This is a genomic window from Paraburkholderia mimosarum LMG 23256 = NBRC 106338, from assembly GCF_000739815.1.
GTDB lineage: Bacteria > Pseudomonadota > Gammaproteobacteria > Burkholderiales > Burkholderiaceae > Paraburkholderia > Paraburkholderia mimosarum.
In genome coordinates, this window is sequence record NZ_BBJJ01000034.1 from 21176 (window position 1) to 40834 (window position 19659).

The window sequence follows — 19659 nt, forward strand, 5'->3', positions numbered from 1 at the left end:
CATGAGCAGTATCGATCCCAAATTCGATCCGAAGCAGTTCGGCAAGGTGGCGGTGTTGTTCGGCGGCGTGTCCGCCGAGCGCGAGGTGTCGCTCAAATCGGGCGCGCTGGTGCTTCTGGCGCTGCAGAGCGCAGGCATCGACGCGCATCCGTTCGATCCCTCCGAGCGACCGCTTTCGGCGTTGAAGGACGAGGGCTTCGTGCGCGCATTCAACGCGCTGCACGGCGGCTACGGCGAGAACGGCCAGATCCAGGGCGCGCTCGACTTCTACGGCATCCGCTATACGGGCACCGGCGTGCTGGGCTCGGCGCTGGGGCTCGACAAGTTCCGCAGCAAGCTCGTGTGGCAGCAACTCGGCATTCCGACGCCGCCGTTCGAAGCCGTCCTGCGTGGCGACGACTACGCGGCGCGCGCGCCGCAGATCCTGGCGAAGCTGGGCCTGCCGCTCTTCGTGAAGCCCGCGAGCGAAGGCTCCAGCGTCGCCGTGATCAAGGTGAAGGCGGAAAGCCAACTCGTGCCGGCGCTCGAAGAAGCCGCGAAGTTCGACAAGATCGTGCTGGTGGAGAAGAGCATCGAAGGCGGCGGCGAGTACACCGCGTGTATCGCGGGCGACCTCGACCTGCCGATCATCAAGATCGTGCCGGCGGGCGAGTTCTACGACTACGACGCGAAGTACATCCTCGACACGACGCAGTATCTGATTCCCTGCGGCGTGGCGCCCGAGAAGGAAGCGGAACTCAAGAAGCTCGCGCGCCGCGCGTTCGACGTGCTCGGCTGCACCGACTGGGGCCGCGCCGATTTCATGATGGATGGCACAGGCAACGCGTATTTCCTCGAAGTGAACACGGCGCCAGGCATGACCGACCACTCGTTGCCGCCGAAGGCCGCGCGTGCGGTGGGCATCGAATATCGCGACCTCGTGGTGCGCGTGCTGGCCCTCACGCTGAAAGATTGAAGCCCTGATGAATCTCTGACCGACGAATTGCCGAACCTGCATTGAACCGACAATCTCGACATGTGGAATAACGTACGCCAGCTCAACCTTGCCGCGAACGCGTTGAACGCGCTGCTCGCGCTCGCGCTGCTGGCGGCCGGCTGCTACTGGCTCGTGCAGCGCCCCAACTTCGCGCTTCGCGAGATCCGCATCGACGGCGACACCGAGCACATCAATTCGCCCACCGTGCGTGCGAGTGTGGTCGGCCGGCTGAGGGGCAACTTCTTCACGGTCGATCTCGATGCGGCGCGCGCCGCGTTCGAGCAGATGCCGTGGGTGCGCCACGCGAGCGTGCGCCGGGTGTGGCCCAATGCGCTGGCTGTCACGCTCGAAGAGTACAAACCGTTGGGCACGTGGGGCAGCGATCAACTCGTGAGCACGGACGGCGAGCTCTTCACGGCGAACCAGGGCGAGCTGGACGGAGAACTGCCCGCGTTCGACGGCCCCGAGGGCACGGCGCCCGAAGTGGTCGCGCGCTATCGCGACATCGCGAAGTGGTTTGCGCCGCTCGGACTCACGCCCGACGAAGTGACGCTCTCGCCTCGCTACGCGTGGACGGTGAAGCTCTCGAACGGCATGCAGGTGGAACTCGGCCGCGAGCGCAACGCCGAAACGCTCAACGAGCGCTCGCATCGCCTCATCGCGGCATGGTCGGCGGTCACGCAACGTTGGGGCAACGAGATCGAATACGCGGACCTGCGTTATCCGAACGGGTTTGCGATACGCGCAGCGGGGATGCGCTTCATCAGTGACACGCCCGCTCCGGGCAAGAAGTAACAGGACATCACACGCAACGAGCACGATATGAGTAAAGACTATAAGGATCTGCTGGTCAGCCTCGACATCGGGACGTCGAAGGTGGTGGCCGTCGTCGCCGAACTAAAGGGCGAAGGCCACTACGAAGTGATCGGCCTCGGCCAGAGCGAATCGAAAGGTCTCAAGAAGGGCGTGGTGGTGAACATCGAGGCCACGGTGCAGTCTATCCAGCGAGCGCTCGAAGAAGCGGAACTCATGGCCGACTGCAAGATCACTAACGTATTCACCGGCATTGCGGGCAGCCACATTCGCAGCTTCAACTCGAGCGGCATGGTTGCCATCAAGGAGAAGGAAGTCACGCAGGCGGACGTCGCTCGCGTGATCGAAACGGCGAAGGCGATCAACATCCCGACCGATCAGCAGGTGCTGCACATCCTCACGCAGGAATTCATCATCGACGGCCAGGAGGATGTGCGCGAGCCGATCGGCATGAGCGGCATTCGCCTCGAAGTGAAGGTGCACATCGTGACGGGTGCGGTGAGCGCGGCGCAGAACATCGTGAAGTGCGTGCGCCGCTGCGGGCTCGAAGTGAACGACCTCATCCTGCAGCCGCTCGCGTCGTCGCTGGCGGTGCTGACCGAGGACGAGAAGGAACTGGGCGTGGTGCTCGTCGACGTCGGCGGCGGCACCACCGACATCGCGATCTTCAGCGAAGGCGCGATTCGACATACCGCGGTGATTCCGATCGCGGGCGACCAGGTGACGAGCGACATCGCCATGGCGCTGCGCACGCCGACGCCCGACGCGGAAGACATCAAGGTGAGCTACGGCATCGCGAAGCAGGCGCTCGCCGATCCGGACGAGATGATCGAAGTGCCGGGGCTTGGCGAGCGCGGTCCGCGCACGCTGTCGCGTCAGGCGCTCGCAGCCGTGATCGAGCCGCGCGTGGAAGAGCTCTTCTCGCTCGTTCAGCAGGTGGTGCGCGAGTCGGGCTACGAAGAACTGCTCAGCTCGGGCGTCGTGCTGACGGGCGGCGCCGCGATGATGCCGGGCATGGTGGAGCTGGGCGAGGACATTTTCCTGAAGCCGGTGCGCATTGGCGTGCCGGAGTACGCGGGCGGTCTTGCCGACGTGGTGCGCAATCCGCGCTACTCGACGGCGATGGGCCTGCTCGTGGAAGGCCGCTCGCAGCGCATGCGCGGGCGCAAGGTTGCAGTGCAGTCGGGGTCGATGGGGCAGGTCTTCTCCCGCATGAAGGACTGGTTCCTCGGCAGCTTCTGATAGACCGACGCAGTACCGAAGGCGAAGTACGAGCTTCAAAAAATCGCGCTGGTGACGGCGGCTGGCGCGCAGTGGAGGGTTGCCCGATCTTCCGCTGGATAACGGCCGAGGAGCGGAATCTTTTTCTTGACGGAGGCAACATGGAATTCCAGATGCTGGAAACGGAAACCAACGGCACCATCATCAAGGTGGTAGGCGTTGGTGGTGCTGGCGGCAATGCCGTGCAGCACATGATCAACCGCGGCGTGCAAGGCGTCGATTTCATCGTGATGAACACGGACGCACAGGCGCTCTCGCGCTCGCGCGCATCGACCGTGATTCAGCTCGGCAACACGGGCCTGGGCGCGGGCGCGAAGCCGGAAATGGGCCGCGCGGCCGCTGAGGAAGCGCGTGAGCGCATCGCCGACGGACTGCGCGGCGCGCACATGGTCTTCATCACCGCCGGCATGGGCGGCGGCACCGGCACGGGCGCGGCCCCGGTCGTCGCGCAGATCGCCAAGGAAATGGGCATTCTCACCGTTGGCGTGGTGAGCAAGCCGTTCGAGTTCGAAGGCGGCAAGCGCATGCGCGTGGCGGAAGCCGGCTCGCAGCAACTGGAGGATCACGTCGACTCGCTGATCGTCGTCCTGAACGACAAGCTGTTCGACGTGATGGGCGATGACGCCGAGATGGACAAGTGCTTCCAGTGCGCGGACGACGTTCTGAACAACGCAGTTGCAGGCATCGCCGAAATCATCAACGTCGACGGCCTCGTGAACGTCGACTTCGAAGACGTGAAGACGGTGATGGGCGAGCAGGGCAAGGCGATGATGGGCACGGCGACGGTTGCCGGCGTCGATCGCGCGCGCCTCGCGGCGGAACAGGCCGTGGCGAGCCCGCTGCTCGAAGGCGTCGATCTGTCGGGCGCGCGCGGCGTGCTGGTCAACATCACGTCGAGCCGCTCGCTGCGCCTGTCGGAAACGCGCGAAGTCATGAACACCATCAAGAGCTATGCTGCGGAAGACGCCACGGTGATCTTCGGCGCCGTGTACGACGACGCGATGGGCGACGCACTGCGCGTGACGGTGGTGGCAACGGGCCTCGGCCGCGCTGCGAAGAAGCAACAGGCCGCGCCGATGCAACTGCTGCGCACGGGCACGGACAATCATCCGATTCCGGCTCCGGCGGGTGCGTACGCGCCTCAGCATGGCGGCCACGGCAACACGGCCGACTACGGCGCGCTCGATACGCCGGCTGTATGGCGCACGTCGCGCGACACCGCGGCTTCGCACGTGCAGGCGCTGCAGGAAAAGGGCGTCGACACGTACGACATCCCGGCGTTCCTGCGCAAGCAGGCGGACTGAGTCGTCACGCGAGCGAGTCTGACTGCGGCCGGGCGCACGGATTGCGCTCAGCCGGCAGACGGATGTCATGCGCGAGGCGTAGCAATGAAGGCGAGCAAGGACAGCAAGGCCGCATCCGCGAGGATGCGCGGCAGGGACGGTTGCCCGCTACGCAAAAGGCGTGGGGGAGGGGCGCGGTGTCGCCCAACGAACCTGTGTAATCTTGCGGTACATCGTTGCCCGACATTGCATGGGGCGGCCCATCCGTGGGGCGGCCAACCGCACGCCAGCGCACGACGCTTGCGCATCGTTGCGAAGGACGAGTCATGATCAAGCAAGGTGAAACGCTGCCCGACGCGACGCTCTTCGAGTTCGTCGAAGACGCGCGCGAGGGTTGCACGCTGGGGCCGAACAGCTTCGACGTGCGCAAGGAAGCGGCGGGCAAGCGCGTGGTGATCTTCGGATTGCCGGGCGCATTCACGCCGACGTGCTCCGCGAAGCACGTGCCGGGCTATGTCGAGCACTACGACGCGCTGCGCGCGGCCGGTGTCGACGAAATCTGGTGCGTGTCCGTCAACGACGCGTTCGTGATGGGCGCGTGGGGACGCGATCAGCGTACCTCGGGCAAGGTACGCATGATGGCCGACGGCAGCGCGGCGTTGACTCGTGCACTCGGACTGGAGCAGGATTTGTCGGCGCGTGGCATGGGGATCCGCTCCCAGCGCTATGCGATGGTGGTCGACGACGGCGTGGTCAAGACGCTGAACGTCGAAGCACCCGGCAAGTTCGAAGTGAGCGATGCCGCGAGCATACTGGCCACGTTGACCCGCGCATGAAGGCGTTCGCTGCTTCGCGTTGCCCGCACGCAACGTGAAAAGCGAAGCAAATGTGACAGGCGATTACGTGAGCCGAGCGGGCCGATCATCCGGGAACGCCTCCGTTCCGGGTATCGGCCCGCCCTTCATCCCGACGGGGTAATCCGGGGAAACAGTTTGTCACGCCCGGGAGTACGACGGGCTGGCCGCAACTAGGGTATAATCCGCACTATGAATTAAAAAGTCCCGATTGGGATTTTCAATGAGCAGAATGACCATGTTGAAGCAGCGAACCATCAAGTCGATCGTGAAGACAGTCGGCATCGGCCTGCATTCGGGCCGCAAGGTTGACCTGACGCTCCGTCCGGCGGCGCCGGACACGGGCATCGTGTTTTCGCGCGTGGATTTGCCGACGCCCGTGGACATCCCCGCATCGGCAATGGCGATCGGCGACACGCGCCTCGCCTCGGTGCTGCAGAAAGACGGTGCGCGCGTCTCGACGATCGAGCACCTCATGTCCGCCTGTGCGGGCCTTGGGATCGACAACCTTTACGTCGACGTGACCGCCGAGGAAATTCCGATCATGGACGGCAGTGCGGCTTCGTTCGTGTTCCTCATCCAGTCGGCGGGCATCGAAGAGCAGAACGCTCCCAAGAAGTTCATCAAGGTCAAGAAACCGGTCGAGATTCGCGACGGCGACAAGTTTGCGCGCCTCGAGCCGTTTTTCGGCTTCAAGCTCAAGTTCACGATCGACTTCCGCCATCCGGCCGTCGACAAAACGGGCCAGGCGCTCGAAGTCGACTTCGCGAACACCTCGTATGTGCGCGAGATCGCGCGCGCCCGCACGTTCGGCTTCGCGCACGAAGTCGAGATGATGCGCGAGCTGGGCCTCGCGCGCGGCGGCAGCATGGATAACGCGATCGTGCTGGACGAGTACCGCATCCTCAACAACGACGGTCTGCGCTACGACGACGAGTTCGTGAAGCACAAGATGCTCGACGCGATCGGCGACCTCTACGTGGTGGGTCATCCGCTGCTGGCGGCTTACGATGCGTACAAGTCGGGCCACGGCCTGAACAACGCGCTGCTGCGCGAGCTGCTCGCGCACGAGGACGCGTACGAAATCGTCACGTTCGACGATCCGCAAAAGGCGCCGCGCGGCTTCGGCTACGAGGCGCAGACGGCATTCGCCTGAGCGTCTTTCGGGACTTGCCAGCGAGAAGGGGCGGCTAGATGCCGCCCCTTGTCATTTGGCGCGCCGCGATGTGATTCGCGTGCGCCGGATCAGCGCCTTTTCGTGTGGCGGGCCGCCATCCTCGCCAGCGCGGCTTGCAGCGGCGAGGGCTCCAGCGTTTCGCTGAGCGCCTGGAGCGCGGCCGCGCCGGCCGGCGTCATGCGCGCCTGCTTGGGCGGAGCGGGGTCCTTCACGGCCTGCGGTCGCACGCGGATGCGCACGCTGTCCAGCGGCCAGCCGCGCGCCTGCAGGTCGGCCACGAGCCGCGGTTCGAGATGGCGCAGACGGGCCGCGAGCGCATTGTGCGCGGCGAACAGGGCCAGTGTGCGGTCCTTGATGAAACCGGGCTCAACGCTTGCGGCCAGATAGTCGGGCAGCAGCGCGTTCAGATCGCGCTGAATCGCCGCGATCTGCTCGACGCCGGCGCGCAAGGGCGCGAACGCGTCCGTGCGGCTCAGCACTTCGGCTAGCGGCTGCGGGGCGTACGGTCCCCTGGACCTTGAAAACGGCGAGAAACGGCTCATGTGGCAGAAGGATGGACGAGTGCGCAGGCAGCGTCAGGTGAGCTCGGCACCGCTAATCGCGTCGCGGGGCTCCGATGCCGCCATTGTAGCTTGCGCAACGCCCAGCCACGCGCGTTCCGGCCATTTGGCCAGGTTCGTTTCACGGCCCCTCGCCACAAGGCGGGAAGGCCGTCCGTGCGGGCATTGCGCGCGCCACAGCCATCTTCGCGCTGACACAGGCGGGTGAGGGGGCGCGTGCTAAAATGCCCGATTCGAATCCACCATTTTTGGGCTTAAGCCGCCGAGGTCCTTCCGGTCCGGGTGCAGGGTGCCCGTCGCGCGTGCAGCGTGTACGGTGCGCGATCAGCCCGCCGTCAGGAATCCCGGCCGAAGCCGCGACGCAGACACCGATCCGATGACCACCGGTTTCTTACAGAAAATCTTTGGCAGCCGCAATCAGCGCCTGATCAAGCAATATCAGAAGACGGTCGTGGCGATCAACGCGCTCGAACCGAAGATCGAGCAGTACACCGACGAGCAGCTGCGCGCGAAGACGGTCGAGTTTCGTGAGCGCGTGGCCAATGGGACGTCGCTCGACGAGCTGCTGCCCGAGGCATTCGCCGTTTGCCGCGAGGCGAGCAAGCGCGTGCTCAAGATGCGCCACTTCGACGTGCAGCTGATCGGCGGCATGGTGCTGCACTACGGCAAGATCGCCGAAATGCGCACCGGCGAAGGCAAGACGCTCGTCGCGACACTCGCCGCGTACCTGAATGCGCTGTCCGGCCGCGGCGTCCACGTCGTGACCGTGAACGACTACCTCGCGCAGCGCGACGCCGAGTGGATGGGCCGCCTCTACAACTTCCTCGGTCTGACTGTCGGCATCAACCTGTCGCAGATGGACCACGCGATGAAGCAGCAGGCTTACGCTGCGGACATCACGTATGGCACGAACAACGAGTTCGGCTTCGACTACCTGCGCGACAACATGGTCTACGAGACCGAGGCGCGCGTGCAGCGTGCGCTGAACTTCGCCGTGGTCGACGAGGTGGACTCGATCCTGATCGACGAAGCGCGTACGCCGCTCATCATCTCGGGCCAGGCCGAAGACCACACCGAACTCTACGTGCGCATGAACGCGCTGCCGCCGCTGCTCGAACAGCAGATCGGCGAAGAGAAGGCCGACGGCACGGGCGTCGAAAAGCCGGGCGACTACACGCTCGACGAAAAGGCGCGCCAGGTGTTCCTCACCGAATCGGGCCACGAGAAGGCCGAGCGCATGCTCGCCGAGTGGGGCCTGATCGGCCAGGGCGAAAGCCTCTACGCGCCGCAGAACATCACGCTGATGCACCACGTGTACGCCGCGCTGCGCGCCCATACGCTGTTCCACAAGGACCAGCACTACGTGGTGCAGAACGGCGAAGTCATCATCGTCGACGAGTTCACCGGCCGTCTGATGGCCGGCCGCCGCTGGTCGGACGGCCTGCATCAGGCCGTGGAAGCGAAGGAGCACGTGAAGATCCAGAGCGAGAACCAGACGCTCGCTTCGATCACGTTCCAGAACTACTTCCGCATGTACGCGAAGCTCTCGGGCATGACGGGTACGGCCGACACCGAAGCGTACGAATTCAACGAGATCTACGGCCTCGAAACCGTCGTGATCCCGACGAACCGCACGCCGAAGCGGATCGACAAGCAGGACCAGATCTACAAGACGGCGAAGGAACGCTACGACGCCGTGATCCGCGACATCCGCGAATGCTACGAGCGCGGTCAGCCGGTGCTCGTCGGCACGACGTCGATCGAAAACTCCGAGCTGCTCTCGAACCTGCTCACGAAGGCCGGTCTGCCGCACGAAGTGCTCAACGCAAAGCAGCACGCGCGTGAAGCGGCGATCGTCGCCGAAGCGGGCCGTCCGCAGCGCGTCACCATCGCGACCAACATGGCGGGCCGCGGCACCGACATCGTGCTGGGCGGCAACGTCGAAAAGCAGTCGGCGTTCATCGAAGCCGACGACGCCATCCCCGCCGACGAAAAGGCGCGCCGCATCCAGCAACTGAACGACGAGTGGCAGACGCTGCACGATCGGGTGAAGGCCGCGGGCGGCCTGCACATCATCGGCACCGAGCGTCACGAGTCGCGCCGGATCGACAACCAGCTGCGCGGCCGTGCGGGCCGTCAGGGCGACCCGGGCTCGTCGCGCTTCTATCTCTCGCTCGAAGACCCGCTCCTGCGCATTTTCGCGGGCGACCGCGTGCGCGCGATCATGGACCGCCTGAAGATGCCGGAGGGCGAGGCGATCGAGGCGGGCATCGTCACGCGTTCGATCGAGTCGGCGCAGCGCAAGGTCGAAGCGCGCAACTTCGACATCCGCAAGCAGCTGCTCGAATACGACGACGTGTCGAACGACCAGCGCAAGGTGATCTACCAGCAGCGCAACGAATTGCTCGAAGCGCATGACATCACCGAAACGATCGGCGCGATGCGTCATGGCGTGATCACCGACATCGTGCGCCAGTTCGTGCCGCATGGCAGCATCGAAGAGCAGTGGGACGTGCCGGAGCTCGAAGAAGTGCTGCGCAACGAATGGCAGCTCGACCTCGCGATCCAGGAGATGATCAACGAGTCGTCGTCGATCGACGCCGACGAGATTCTCGAAGCCGTAATCGCGGCCGCCGACGAAGCGTACGAGCAGAAGGTCGCGCTCGTGGGCCGCGAATCGTTCAGCGCGTTCGAGCGCTCGGTCATGCTCCAGACACTAGACCGCAGCTGGCGCGAACACCTCGCGGCGCTCGACCACCTGCGTCAGGGCATCCATCTGCGCGGCTATGCGCAGAAGAACCCGAAGCAGGAGTACAAGCGCGAGGCGTTCGAACTGTTCGCCGCGATGCTCGAAGCCGTGAAGCTCGAAGTCACGCGTATCGTCATGAACGTGCAGATCCAGTCGCCGCAGCAGCTCGAAGAGGCGGCCGAGCAGATCGAAGAGCAGGGCCATCATCTCGAGAACGTCGAGTTCCGCCACGCGGAGTTTGCCGAAGCCGACACCGCACCGGCTCCCGCGGCTGCCGCACCGGTCGCGGCCGATGCCGCCGCCGCCATGGTGGGCGCGGCCATGAGCCATACGCCGCCGGTCGGCAACGACCTGCCGAAAGTGGGCCGCAACGATCCGTGCCCGTGCGGCAGCGGCAAAAAATACAAGCTGTGTCACGGCAAGATCACGTGACGCAGGCTTGATCGTAGATTCCGGCGGCCCGCTCCTATGGACGGGCCTTGCGTTTTGAATCCCGATGCCGGCCAGGCCTTCAGCGCCTTCGCCGGCATCGCCTTTTCGACGAGTCTCCACCATGGCTGTCAATTTCCCCTCGATTGATCCCGCTCAACTTCATCCGGTCGCCGGCGTGACGCTCGGCTGGGCGCAAGCCAACATCCGCAAGCCTGACCGCAAGGACGTGCTGGTGATTTCCGTCGACGAAGGCGCGAGCGTGGCCGGCGTATTCACGCTGAACCGGTTTTGTGCCGCGCCCGTGACGGTGTGCCGCGAACATCTCGCGAAGGTGCGCGCGGGCGGCAAGGGCATCCGCGCGCTGGTGGTGAACACCGGCAACGCGAACGCCGGCACGGGCGAGCCGGGCCTCGCGCACGCGCGCGAAACCTGCGATGAACTGGCGCGCCTCGCGGGCCTCGAGCCCTCGCAGGTGCTGCCGTTCTCGACCGGCGTGATTCTCGAGCCGCTGCCTATCGACCGCCTGAAGGCCGGTCTGCCCGCCGCGCTTGAGAACCGCAAGGCCGCGAACTGGTACGACGCCGCGCAGGCCATCATGACGACCGACACGCTGCCGAAGGCGGTGTCGCGCCAGGTCGCGATCGACGGCCACACGATCACGTTCACGGGCATCAGCAAGGGAGCCGGCATGATCAAGCCGAACATGGCGACCATGCTCGGCTTCCTCGCCTTCGACGCCAACGTCGCGCAGCCGGTGCTCGACGAACTCGTGAAGTACGTGGCCGATCGCTCGTTCAACTGCGTCACCATCGACGGCGACACCTCGACCAACGACTCGTTCATCCTGATCGCCTCGGGCAAGGCAACCCTGCCTGCGATCAGCTCGACGGACTCGCCCGCGTATGCCGCGCTGCGCGACGCCGCGACGGCCGTTGCCCAGGAGCTCTCGCAACTCATCGTGCGCGACGGCGAAGGCGCGACCAAGTTCATGACGGTGCAGGTGGAAGGCGGCAAGGACGTGGCCGAGTGCCGTCAGATCGCATATGCCATCGGTCATTCGCCGCTCGTGAAGACCGCGTTCTACGCCTCGGACCCCAACCTCGGCCGTATCCTGGCGGCGATCGGCTATGCAGGCGTGACCGACCTCGACGTCGACAAGATCGACCTCTATCTCGACGACGTGCTCGTCGCCAAGGCGGGCGGCCGCAATCCGGCGTACCGCGAAGAGGACGGCCAGCGCGTCATGAAAAAGAGCGAGATCCTGATTCGCGTGCTGCTCGGCCGCGGCGACGCGCAGGCCACCATCTGGACCTGTGACCTCTCGCACGATTACGTGAGCATCAACGCCGACTATCGTTCTTAAATTCGGTCCCTGATTCAAGCCCTCACCCCATGGACAAGCTCGAAAAGTTTCTGACCCGCGCCGAAGCGCTGCTCGGCCGCCTCGAAGCCGTGCTTCCGCCCTCGGCGCCCAACGTCGACTGGAACGCGGCCGTCGCGTTCCGCTGGCGCAAGCGCCAGGGGCGCGGCTTTTTGCAGCCGGTGCCTGCCATCTCGCCGATCTCGCTCGACGACCTGCAGAACATCGACCGCCAGAAAGACCTCATCGAGCGCAACACGCGCCAGTTCGTGCAGAAGAAGCCCGCGAACAACGTGCTGCTCACGGGCGCGCGCGGCACCGGCAAGTCGTCGCTGATCAAGGCATGCCTGAACGCGCATGCGCGGGACGGACTGCGCCTGATCGAAGTCGACAAGGACGATCTGCACGACCTCGGCGATATCGTCGATCTGATCTCGACGCGCCCCGAGCGCTTCATCGTGTTCTGCGACGACCTCTCGTTCGAAGAAGGTGAGTCGGGCTATAAGGCGCTGAAAGTGGCGCTGGACGGCTCAGTCGCGGCGCAGTCGGACAACGTGCTGATCTACGCGACCTCGAACCGCCGCCATCTGCTGCCCGAGTACATGAGCGACAACGAGACGTACAAGCACATGCCCGACGGCGAGATTCATCCGGGTGAGGTCGTCGAAGAAAAAATCTCGCTATCCGAGCGCTTCGGCCTTTGGGTGAGCTTCTATCCGTTCAAGCAGGACGACTATCTGACGATCGTCGGCCACTGGCTGCGCCATTTCGGCTGCGACGACGCCGAAGTCGAATCGGCGCGTGGCGACGCGCTCGTCTGGGCGCTGGAGCGTGGTTCGCGCTCGGGCCGCGTGGCATGGCAGTTCGCGCGCGACTGGTCGGGCAAGAAGGCGCAAGAAGCATGAGCGCCGAAGCCAACGCAGCAAAAGACGGCGCAGGGACAGGCGTGAACACGCGCCCGGTGACGGAAGTCGCAGTGGGTGTGCTGGTGCAGCCCGATGGCCGCTACCTGCTTGCGCAGCGGCCCGAAGGCAAGCCGTACGCAGGCTACTGGGAGTTTCCGGGTGGAAAACTGGAGGCGGGCGAGACTGTCGAGGCCGCGCTTGCTCGCGAGCTGCACGAGGAACTGGGGATCGACGTGAAGGCGTGTCACCTGTGGCACACGCTCGAACACGATTACCCGCACGCCTATGTGCGCCTCTTCTTCTGCAAGGTGACCGAGTGGACCGGCGAGCCACATGGTCGCGAAGGTCAGGCGTTCGTGTGGCAGTCGCTGCCGGCGAGCGTCGAGCCGCTATTGCCCGCGACGATTCCTGTGCTGGAGTGGCTCGCGGCGGAATGATACTGACTGACGGGCCATGACGATGCAAAAGGCCGCTGTGCATGTCGCACAGCGGCCTTTTTTATCGGTTGTCGCAAGCGTTTCTCGCCGCTTATTGACGCGTATCCGTGGGCGGTGCATCTTCAGGCGGCGTCTCGTCGTCGGCGCCGCCGATTCGGTATTTTTCGGCCGCCCACGCGCCGAGATCCATTTGCTTGCAACGCTCGGAGCAGAATGGGCGGAAGCGGCTTTCCGGCACCCAACGGACTTCCTTGCCGCAACTGGGGCATTTGACGACAGTGGTCATGCGATAGAACTGTGGTTGCGTTTGATCGAACGTGACAGTGACGATGCGGCGGACTTCACAGGCTGCAGAGCGTGAGCTGGAACGGCACGTCCTGATCGACGGCCCGGGGACGCAAATCGCCGTCCTGCACGGTGAAGCGCACCCAGAGCATGTACTTGTTAGCGCTCGCCTCGGGAATCACGCGCAATTCCGGTGCCACGCGTACCTGCATGAGCTGATACGCACGGCCCGACAGCATTTGCTGATAGCTGCCCTGCATCGCCATGACCTTCGATGCCTGGCCCGACTCGCGCGCGAGGCGCAACACGATGGCGGCGGCGTCGCGCAGCGGCAGGAGCGGCGTGACCCACTTGGCAATGTCCTGACGGCGCTGGTCGGCATGCAACTGTTGCCACGCGTAATACGACGGCAGGTCGAACTTGCACGTGCCGCCGGGAATGATCGCGCGGCTGCGGATGCTCGTGAGCCACTCGTTGTCCATCAGATGCTGGCCCGTCTTGCCTTGCATCTGCGTGAGACCGGCGAGTGTTTGCTCGATTTCACCGAGCACGGTTTCGAGCGCATTCTGCTCGATGCCAGGATTGCCGCGGAAGGGCGCTAGCGTTTGGCGCTGCCTTTCGAGCTCCTTCATGAGGTCCGACTTGAGGTCGGCGCGGCCTGCGACTTCGGCGATTTCGAAGAGCGTCGTGAGCGCGACGTGATGTTCCCTCGGATCCTCCTGGGTCAGGAAAAACGTGAAGCGCTCGAACAGGTCCTCGAGGCGCAGCAGCGTCCGGATTCGCTCGTTGAAGGGATACTCGTAAAGAATCAAGCGCGCTCGCCTCGGGCGTGGTAGGTGACGGATTGCAGGACATTCTAATGCCGTGGGACTACGGTCGCAATCGCGCCGGCACGGCGTTCTGCCGATATGTCCCGGATTCTCGCCGGGGTGCTGGTAGTCGCGCCGCATCGGGATGCGTGTCGACTCGCGCGCCTAGCCTGAGTTCTGGGGGGAAACCGTGAGTGCGCGAGCGCTTCTGGTCGGTCTGCTTTACGCATTGCCGCGCTTTTGCGCAGCGAGCTTGAGATACGACTGATGCAATGCGTCGACATCGTGGGCAAGCGTTTCGAGCGTTGTGCCGGTGTCATTCACGACCACGTCGTGGGCGGCCGCAAGGCGCGCCTCGCGCGTGGCCTGGCGCGCGATGATCGCGAGCACCTGGTCGCGCGTGAAGCCATTGCGGCGCATGACGCGCGCGATCTGCGTTTCCACGCTGCAATCGACGGTGAGCACGCGATCGACGCGTGTCTTCCATGTGCCGGATTCGACGAGCAAGGGCACGACCACAATGACATAAGGCCCCTTGGCGTCGCGCGTTTCGCGTTCGGTTTCCGAACGGATCAGCGGATGCGTGATGGCTTCGAGCCGCTTGCGCGCGGACTCGTCGCCGAACACGAGTGCGCGCATGCGCGCACGGTCCATGGAGCCGTCGGCCGCGACGAATTCGGCGCCGAAGTCTGTGGCGATCTGCGCCATCGCTACGCCCTGCGGTGCGGTAATGCGATGCGCGATCAGGTCGGTGTCGACGATCGTTACACCGCGCGCCGCAAAGCAATCGGCAACGGTGGATTTGCCGCTGCCGATGCCACCCGTCAATCCGACCGCGAACATTGGATCATGTCCCCCACGCAAAAACGCCATAGAGCGGTGTTCCGACAAACAGTGTGATGATCGCGCCCGCGGCGAGATACGGGCCGAAAGGCAACGGTTCCTCGAAACGCATGCGCCCGATCAACGTCGCGGCAATGCCGACGAGCGCGCCAGCCACCGCGGCGATCACGACGATCTGCGGCAGTGCGCTCCAGCCGAGCCATGCGCCGAGCGCAGCGAGCAGTTTGAAGTCGCCGTGGCCCATGCCCTCCACACCGCGCAGCAGCTTGAAGAGCCAATAGACGCACCAGAGCGCCAGATAACCGGCGACTGCGCCGATCACCGCTTCACGTAGCCCCGCGAAGGTGCCGGTGAAGTTGACGAGGAGCCCGGCCCACAACAGGGGTTGCGTGATCTCGTCGTACAGCATCTGGTGTTCGAGATCGATGGCGCTCGCCGCGATGAGCCCCGCGCACAGCATGAAGGCGGCGAGCGCCTTGCCCGTGGGCCCGAAGGCGAGCAACGCGCCGGCTGCGCATGCCGCGCTCGCCAGTTCGATTAGCGGGTAGCGCACGCTCACGCCAGCGTGGCAATGCGAGCAGCGCCCGCGCAGCGCGAGCCAGCTGATGACCGGAATGTTTTCCCAGGCACGCAACACGTGGCCGCAGTGCGGGCAGGCACTGCGAGGCAGCCAGAGGTTATACCGCGCAGGCAGCCCGTCGTCTTCGAAAAGCGGGCCCGGGGTGCCGGTCGCTTCGGCCACATCGGCGCGCCAGGCGCGCTCGAGCATGATCGGCAGCCGGTGCACGACGACGTTGAGAAAGCTGCCGATGACGAGTCCGAATGCAATGGCGAAGCTCATGAGCACGCCAAAGGGCAGGCCGCCGAGAGCGGCGGCGAAGGGCGTTGCGGTGTCGGGCGCGGAAATAAGTGGGACGGGCATGGGAAGGAGCAGGAATCTGGCAGCGATGCTACACCACGTTGCCCAGTTGAATGATGGGAAGATACATCGCGACGACGAGCCCACCGACCAGTGCGCCGAGCACGACGATGATGAGGGGCTCGCAGAGGCTCGACACGAGCGCTATTTTTTCGTCGACCTGGCGGTCGGCGAGCGAGGCTACATCGAGCAACATGGCGTCGAGCGCGCCCGATTCCTCAGCGACCGCGACGGGCTGGACGACGTCGGGCGGAAAGCATCCCGCCGCGCGCATGGCGGCGGCGAGCCGCTCGCCGTGGCGCAGGCGCGTGCTGATGCCCGCGCTCGCCCGATCGAAGAACGCGTTACCGCTTGCGTGCGCGAGTGAATCGAAGGCGTCGGTGAGCGGCGTGCCGGCGGCGAGCAGGGTGCCGAGCGCGCGGCTCCAGCGGGCCGCACACAACGTGGTGAGCAGCGCGCCGCATAGCGGCAGCTTCAGCACCGTGCGCCCGAACGCGATGCGTGCGGCTTCCGAGCGGCGCAGGCCCGCTTGCACGGCGAGTGTCGCTGTCGTCGCGGCGATGGCGGCCGGCAGGCTCCAGCGCGCTGCGCCAGCCGAGAGCATCAGCACGAACTGCGTGGGCGCGGGCAGCGAGGCGCCGAAACCGTCGAAGATCTGCTTGAAGGTAGGCACCACCCAGACCAGCAACGCCGCGGTGATGACGAACGCGAGCAGCAGCACCGACACGGGGTAAGTGAGCGCTGCGCGGACCTTGGCGCGCTGCGCAGCGGCGCGCTCCCGGTCGTCGGCGAGACGAGCGAGTACGGCCGCGAGCGCCCCCGAGGCTTCGCCAACGGCAACGAGCTGACAGTAGAGTGGGTTGAAGCGCGCTGGATGTTGCGCGAGCGAGTCTGCAAACCTCAGGCCGGTCGTAATGTCGCGTGCGAGCGCGGCGGCGATGCGTGGCATGCCGTGCGGACCCGCCGTCTGCGCGAGCAGGTCGAGCGCATTTGCGAGGGGCAGGCCCGCACGCAGAAGGCTCGCGAGCTGACGTGTGAAGCGCGTGACGTCCGCATGACTCGCCTTGGGCGCGGGTGCGCTCGCCCTGCGCTCGATCGCGAGAACCGTGATGCGTTCGCGCTTGAGCGCGACGCGCGCAGTTGCGGCGTCGAGCGCGATCAAGGTGCCTCGCTTCGTCGCGCCCGATGCATCGAGGCCGCGCCACGCGAAGCGCCACTCTGACGGGCTGCGATGGTTGTGCGCGGCGCTCATGGCGCTTCCGTGGCGGCGAGCGCTTCCTCGAGACTCGTGGTGCCGTCGCGCACGCGTGCCAGCGCCGCGTCGCGCAACGTCGCCACGCCGCTTCTACGTGCTTCGCGTGCGATCTCGTGCGCGCCGCGCCCTGCGGCGATCAGGTCGCGAATGGCCTCGGATATCGGCAAGACTTCGTGAATGCCCACGCGCCCCCGATAACCGATACCGTGGCAGGCCTCGCAGCCGCGCGCAACATACGGCTGCGTCATGTCACCGCCGCGCGCATCGTATCCCGCCGCACTCAGCGCATCCGCCGACGCTTCGCCGCACATGCGGCACTGTGGACAGAGCCGACGAACGAGACGCTGCGCCGTGACGAGCCGGAGCGCGCCCGCCAGGTTATACGGCTCAACGCCGATGTCGATCAGCCGCGCACAGGCTGTGCTTGCGTCGTTTGTATGCACCGTCGAGAGCACGAGATGGCCGGTTTGCGCGGCCTTCACTGCCACGCTGGCCGTTTCCTCGTCGCGAATCTCGCCGATCATGATGACGTCGGGATCCTGGCGCAGCAGCGCGCGCAGTGCCACCGCAAAGGTGAGCCCGGCCTTCTCGCGCACGTTGATCTGGTTGATGCCCGCAAGCTGTATTTCTGCGGGGTCTTCCACCGAACAGAGATTGCGCGCGATGCCGTTGAGCCGCTGCAGGAAGCAGTACAGCGAGAGCGTTTTGCCGCTGCCGGTCGGGCCCGTTACGAGCACGAGACCATGCGGCGCCCCGATCGCATCGGCAACTGTGCGTCGCTGAGCCTCGTCGAGCCCCAGGTCGGCAAGAGAGAGATTCGCAGGAAGTGCTTCGAGCCTGCGCAGCACGAGTTTCTCGCCGTGAAGCGTGGGCAGCGAATTCACGCGATAGTCCTCGGCGGCTTGCGACGCCGGGGCGGGCGCGAGACGCAGTCTGCCATCCTGCGGAATGCGCCGCTCGGCGATGTCCATGCGCGCGAGCACCTTGATGCGCGTGACGAACGCATCGCGCAAATGCGCAGGCGGCCTCGCCATTTCGTGCAGTACGCCGTCGATGCGCAGACGTACGCGCCAGCCGTGCTCCATCGGCTCGATGTGCAAATCGGAGGCGTTGCGCCGCGCGGCTTCGCGAAGCGTTTCCGAGAGCAGGCGAACGGCCGGTGCATCATCGGAAGGCGGTGCCGAAGCTGGCACGGGCAGGCGATGCGCCGCGCCGCCGCTCATGGCGCCTTCCGAAGTCATGGCGGCGAAGCGCTCCGGCGTGCCGTCAGCATGATAAGGACTAGAAAGCATCGAATTGCCGGCGCGAAGCCACCTCGAACAAATGATGGTTTCATCATCGCTCGCGCCGCGCTACGCCGCCACCTGGCCGAACGGCTAGCGTCCCGGGAGCAGCTTCTTTGCCCTTTGCAGCGTGCGCTCGCGCGGCTTCGCGCCGGGCTTGAACAGCTTGACCGTGCGCACGGCCTGGTCGTCGCTGCGCAGCACTTCGAGCTTGACATCGCCGATCTGCAGGCACACGTCACCTTCCGGAATCTCCTGGAGAACTTCGAGAATCAACCCGTTGAGCGTCTTCGGACCGTCGGTGGGCAGCGTGATATGGAGCCAGCGATTGAGTTCGCGCAAAGGCATGCTGCCCGGCACGATGCATTCGCCTTCGTCGTTCCAGCCGCCGCGCCCGGTGCCGCTGCGCGGCATCGACGTAGTGAACTCGCCGATCAGCTCTTCGATGATGTCTTCGGGCGTCACGAGCCCTTCCATCTCGCCATATTCGTTCACGACGAGCGCGATGCGGTGACGGCTTTCCTGGAAGTATTGAAGCTGCTGGAACACCGGTGTGCCGGTGGGCACGAAATACGGCTCGGTGAGCAGTTCGCGCAAGGTCTCGCGCTCGAAGTCCTGGTTGTGCAGTGCGGCGAGCGTCTTGCGCACATGGAGCACGCCGAGCACGCGGTCGATATCGCCTTGATAGACGATCAGCTTGTTGTGATAGCAGGTTTCGAGTTGATGCAGGATCTCGTCGAGCGGCGAGTCGTAGTTGAGTGCTTCGATGCGACGGCGCGGGATCATCACGTCGTCGACGGTGATGTTTTCCAGATCGAACAGGTTCAGCAGGATGCTGCGGTGCTTGGTGGGCATGAAGCTGCCTGACTCGAGCACGATGGTGCGAATCTCCTCGGTGGAGAGCCGCTGGTCATGCGCTTTACGCGTATTGATATGCAGCACGCGCAGGATCGTGTTGGCGAACATATTGACGAACCAGATGAGTGGCTTCGTCACACGCATGAGCGGCGCGATCAGGAGGCTCGCCGGCAGCGCGATTTTTTCCGGGAAGGTTGCGCCCACAATTTTCGGCGTGATTTCCGCGAACACGATGATGAGAAACGCGACGATGCCCGTTGCGATCGAGAGCACGAGGCTGTTGTGGCCGAACGTGTGCAGGGCGATCGAGGTCGTGAGAACCGGGATGATCGTGTTGAAGAGATTGTTGCCGATCAGGATCACCGAGAGCAGCAGGTCCGTGCGCGCGAGCAGTTTCTGCGTGGTCTTTGCGCCGAGTGCGCTTTGATTGGCGAGGTGTTTGAGCCGATGGCGATTGAGCGCCATCATCGCCGTTTCGGAGATGGAGAAGAAGCTGGAGCAGATGAGCAGGACGAAGACGGCGCAAATCTGCGCCCATAAGGGAAGGTGGTCCACGCGTCGAGAAAGGGAGGGGAGCGGA

At 65.0% G+C, this 19659-nt stretch carries 18 protein-coding genes; 10 read left to right on the forward strand and 8 right to left on the reverse strand.

Annotated elements, in window-relative coordinates; all coding sequences use genetic code 11:
* Position 1: 1 nt before the first annotated feature.
* The 6 genes from BMI01S_RS23020 to lpxC all read left to right on the forward strand — a co-directional run bounded on the left by BMI01S_RS23020 (position 2) and on the right by lpxC (position 6363).
* Positions 2-955 (forward strand): D-alanine--D-alanine ligase, encoded by a 954-nt coding sequence (locus BMI01S_RS23020; RefSeq protein ID WP_028231738.1) that lies wholly within the window; start codon positions 2-4, stop codon positions 953-955.
* Between the two features lie 60 nt (positions 956-1015).
* Positions 1016-1771, forward strand: a complete 756-nt coding sequence (locus tag BMI01S_RS23025; protein ID WP_028214068.1) for a cell division protein FtsQ/DivIB — start codon at positions 1016-1018, stop codon at positions 1769-1771.
* A gap of 27 nt (positions 1772-1798) precedes the next feature.
* Positions 1799-3031 carry a cell division protein FtsA gene (ftsA, locus tag BMI01S_RS23030; RefSeq protein ID WP_028207794.1) on the forward strand — a complete coding sequence of 411 codons (1233 nt, stop codon included), beginning with the start codon at positions 1799-1801 and terminating at the stop codon, positions 3029-3031.
* 140 nt (positions 3032-3171) lie between these two features.
* Entirely contained in the window at positions 3172-4374 is a 1203-nt protein-coding gene (ftsZ, locus tag BMI01S_RS23035; RefSeq protein ID WP_028214067.1) for a cell division protein FtsZ, read from the forward strand.
* A 305-nt stretch (positions 4375-4679) separates the two neighbouring features.
* Complete coding sequence (locus BMI01S_RS23040) at positions 4680-5189, forward strand: peroxiredoxin (RefSeq protein WP_028214066.1); 510 nt, start codon at positions 4680-4682, stop codon at positions 5187-5189.
* A 256-nt stretch (positions 5190-5445) separates the two neighbouring features.
* Positions 5446-6363 (forward strand): UDP-3-O-acyl-N-acetylglucosamine deacetylase, encoded by a 918-nt coding sequence (gene lpxC / locus BMI01S_RS23045; RefSeq protein WP_028214065.1) that lies wholly within the window; start codon positions 5446-5448, stop codon positions 6361-6363.
* A gap of 89 nt (positions 6364-6452) precedes the next feature.
* Here lpxC and BMI01S_RS23050 read toward each other — a convergent pair whose 3' ends face one another.
* Positions 6453-6926: a DciA family protein gene (locus tag BMI01S_RS23050; protein ID WP_028214064.1), complete on the reverse strand. Its 474-nt coding sequence runs from the start codon at positions 6924-6926 to the stop codon at positions 6453-6455.
* 394 nt (positions 6927-7320) lie between these two features.
* Between BMI01S_RS23050 and secA the strand changes: the two genes are divergently transcribed.
* From secA to mutT, 4 genes are all read left to right on the forward strand, one after another.
* Positions 7321-10125, forward strand: coding sequence for a preprotein translocase subunit SecA (gene secA / locus BMI01S_RS23055; protein ID WP_028214063.1), 2805 nt, complete (start codon positions 7321-7323; stop codon positions 10123-10125).
* A gap of 121 nt (positions 10126-10246) precedes the next feature.
* On the forward strand, positions 10247-11488 hold the full coding sequence (argJ, locus tag BMI01S_RS23060; RefSeq protein ID WP_028231737.1) for a bifunctional glutamate N-acetyltransferase/amino-acid acetyltransferase ArgJ: 1242 nt from the start codon (positions 10247-10249) through the stop codon (positions 11486-11488).
* Between the two features lie 29 nt (positions 11489-11517).
* Positions 11518-12390, forward strand: coding sequence for an ATP-binding protein (locus BMI01S_RS23065; protein WP_028231736.1), 873 nt, complete (start codon positions 11518-11520; stop codon positions 12388-12390).
* Positions 12387-12827: an 8-oxo-dGTP diphosphatase MutT gene (gene mutT / locus BMI01S_RS23070; RefSeq protein ID WP_028214060.1), complete on the forward strand. Its 441-nt coding sequence runs from the start codon at positions 12387-12389 to the stop codon at positions 12825-12827. Before BMI01S_RS23065 ends, mutT begins: the two co-directional genes overlap by 4 nt.
* A gap of 91 nt (positions 12828-12918) precedes the next feature.
* Here the strand turns inward: mutT and BMI01S_RS23075 are convergent, their stop codons facing one another.
* From BMI01S_RS23075 to BMI01S_RS23105, 7 genes are all read right to left on the reverse strand, one after another.
* Positions 12919-13113 (reverse strand): DNA gyrase inhibitor YacG, encoded by a 195-nt coding sequence (locus BMI01S_RS23075; RefSeq protein ID WP_028214059.1) that lies wholly within the window; start codon positions 13111-13113, stop codon positions 12919-12921.
* Between the two features lie 55 nt (positions 13114-13168).
* On the reverse strand, positions 13169-13924 hold the full coding sequence (zapD, locus tag BMI01S_RS23080) for a cell division protein ZapD (RefSeq protein ID WP_028214058.1): 756 nt from the start codon (positions 13922-13924) through the stop codon (positions 13169-13171).
* A gap of 219 nt (positions 13925-14143) precedes the next feature.
* Positions 14144-14764: a dephospho-CoA kinase gene (coaE, locus tag BMI01S_RS23085; RefSeq protein ID WP_028214057.1), complete on the reverse strand. Its 621-nt coding sequence runs from the start codon at positions 14762-14764 to the stop codon at positions 14144-14146.
* Between the two features lie 4 nt (positions 14765-14768).
* A complete protein-coding gene (locus BMI01S_RS23090; protein ID WP_036020416.1) occupies positions 14769-15686 on the reverse strand; it encodes a prepilin peptidase in 918 nt (305 codons plus the stop codon).
* A 28-nt stretch (positions 15687-15714) separates the two neighbouring features.
* Complete coding sequence (locus BMI01S_RS23095) at positions 15715-16935, reverse strand: type II secretion system F family protein (RefSeq protein ID WP_028231735.1); 1221 nt, start codon at positions 16933-16935, stop codon at positions 15715-15717.
* The gene (locus BMI01S_RS23100) at positions 16932-18161 is read right to left on the reverse strand and encodes a GspE/PulE family protein (RefSeq protein WP_036020427.1); all 1230 of its coding nucleotides are present in this window, start codon (positions 18159-18161) and stop codon (positions 16932-16934) included. The genes BMI01S_RS23095 and BMI01S_RS23100 overlap by 4 nt, the downstream gene beginning before the upstream one ends.
* Positions 18162-18314: 153 nt before the next feature.
* Complete coding sequence (locus tag BMI01S_RS23105) at positions 18315-19634, reverse strand: HlyC/CorC family transporter (RefSeq protein WP_028214053.1); 1320 nt, start codon at positions 19632-19634, stop codon at positions 18315-18317.
* Between the last annotated feature and the right edge of the window lie 25 nt (positions 19635-19659).

Coding starts and splice junctions, on each gene's coding strand:
- BMI01S_RS23020 (WP_028231738.1), top strand. CDS start 2: ATGAGCAGTATCGATCCCAAATTCGATCCGAAGCAGTTCGGCAAGGTG.
- BMI01S_RS23075 (WP_028214059.1), bottom strand. CDS start 13,113: ATGACCACTGTCGTCAAATGCCCCAGTTGCGGCAAGGAAGTCCGTTGG.
- BMI01S_RS23040 (WP_028214066.1), top strand. CDS start 4,680: ATGATCAAGCAAGGTGAAACGCTGCCCGACGCGACGCTCTTCGAGTTC.
- BMI01S_RS23025 (WP_028214068.1), top strand. CDS start 1,016: ATGTGGAATAACGTACGCCAGCTCAACCTTGCCGCGAACGCGTTGAAC.
- BMI01S_RS23100 (WP_036020427.1), bottom strand. CDS start 18,161: ATGAGCGGCGGCGCGGCGCATCGCCTGCCCGTGCCAGCTTCGGCACCG.
- BMI01S_RS23050 (WP_028214064.1), bottom strand. CDS start 6,926: ATGAGCCGTTTCTCGCCGTTTTCAAGGTCCAGGGGACCGTACGCCCCG.
- BMI01S_RS23095 (WP_028231735.1), bottom strand. CDS start 16,935: ATGAGCGCCGCGCACAACCATCGCAGCCCGTCAGAGTGGCGCTTCGCG.
- BMI01S_RS23090 (WP_036020416.1), bottom strand. CDS start 15,686: ATGCCCGTCCCACTTATTTCCGCGCCCGACACCGCAACGCCCTTCGCC.
- argJ (WP_028231737.1), top strand. CDS start 10,247: ATGGCTGTCAATTTCCCCTCGATTGATCCCGCTCAACTTCATCCGGTC.
- BMI01S_RS23065 (WP_028231736.1), top strand. CDS start 11,518: ATGGACAAGCTCGAAAAGTTTCTGACCCGCGCCGAAGCGCTGCTCGGC.
- ftsA (WP_028207794.1), top strand. CDS start 1,799: ATGAGTAAAGACTATAAGGATCTGCTGGTCAGCCTCGACATCGGGACG.
- lpxC (WP_028214065.1), top strand. CDS start 5,446: ATGTTGAAGCAGCGAACCATCAAGTCGATCGTGAAGACAGTCGGCATC.
- secA (WP_028214063.1), top strand. CDS start 7,321: ATGACCACCGGTTTCTTACAGAAAATCTTTGGCAGCCGCAATCAGCGC.
- ftsZ (WP_028214067.1), top strand. CDS start 3,172: ATGGAATTCCAGATGCTGGAAACGGAAACCAACGGCACCATCATCAAG.
- mutT (WP_028214060.1), top strand. CDS start 12,387: ATGAGCGCCGAAGCCAACGCAGCAAAAGACGGCGCAGGGACAGGCGTG.
- coaE (WP_028214057.1), bottom strand. CDS start 14,764: ATGTTCGCGGTCGGATTGACGGGTGGCATCGGCAGCGGCAAATCCACC.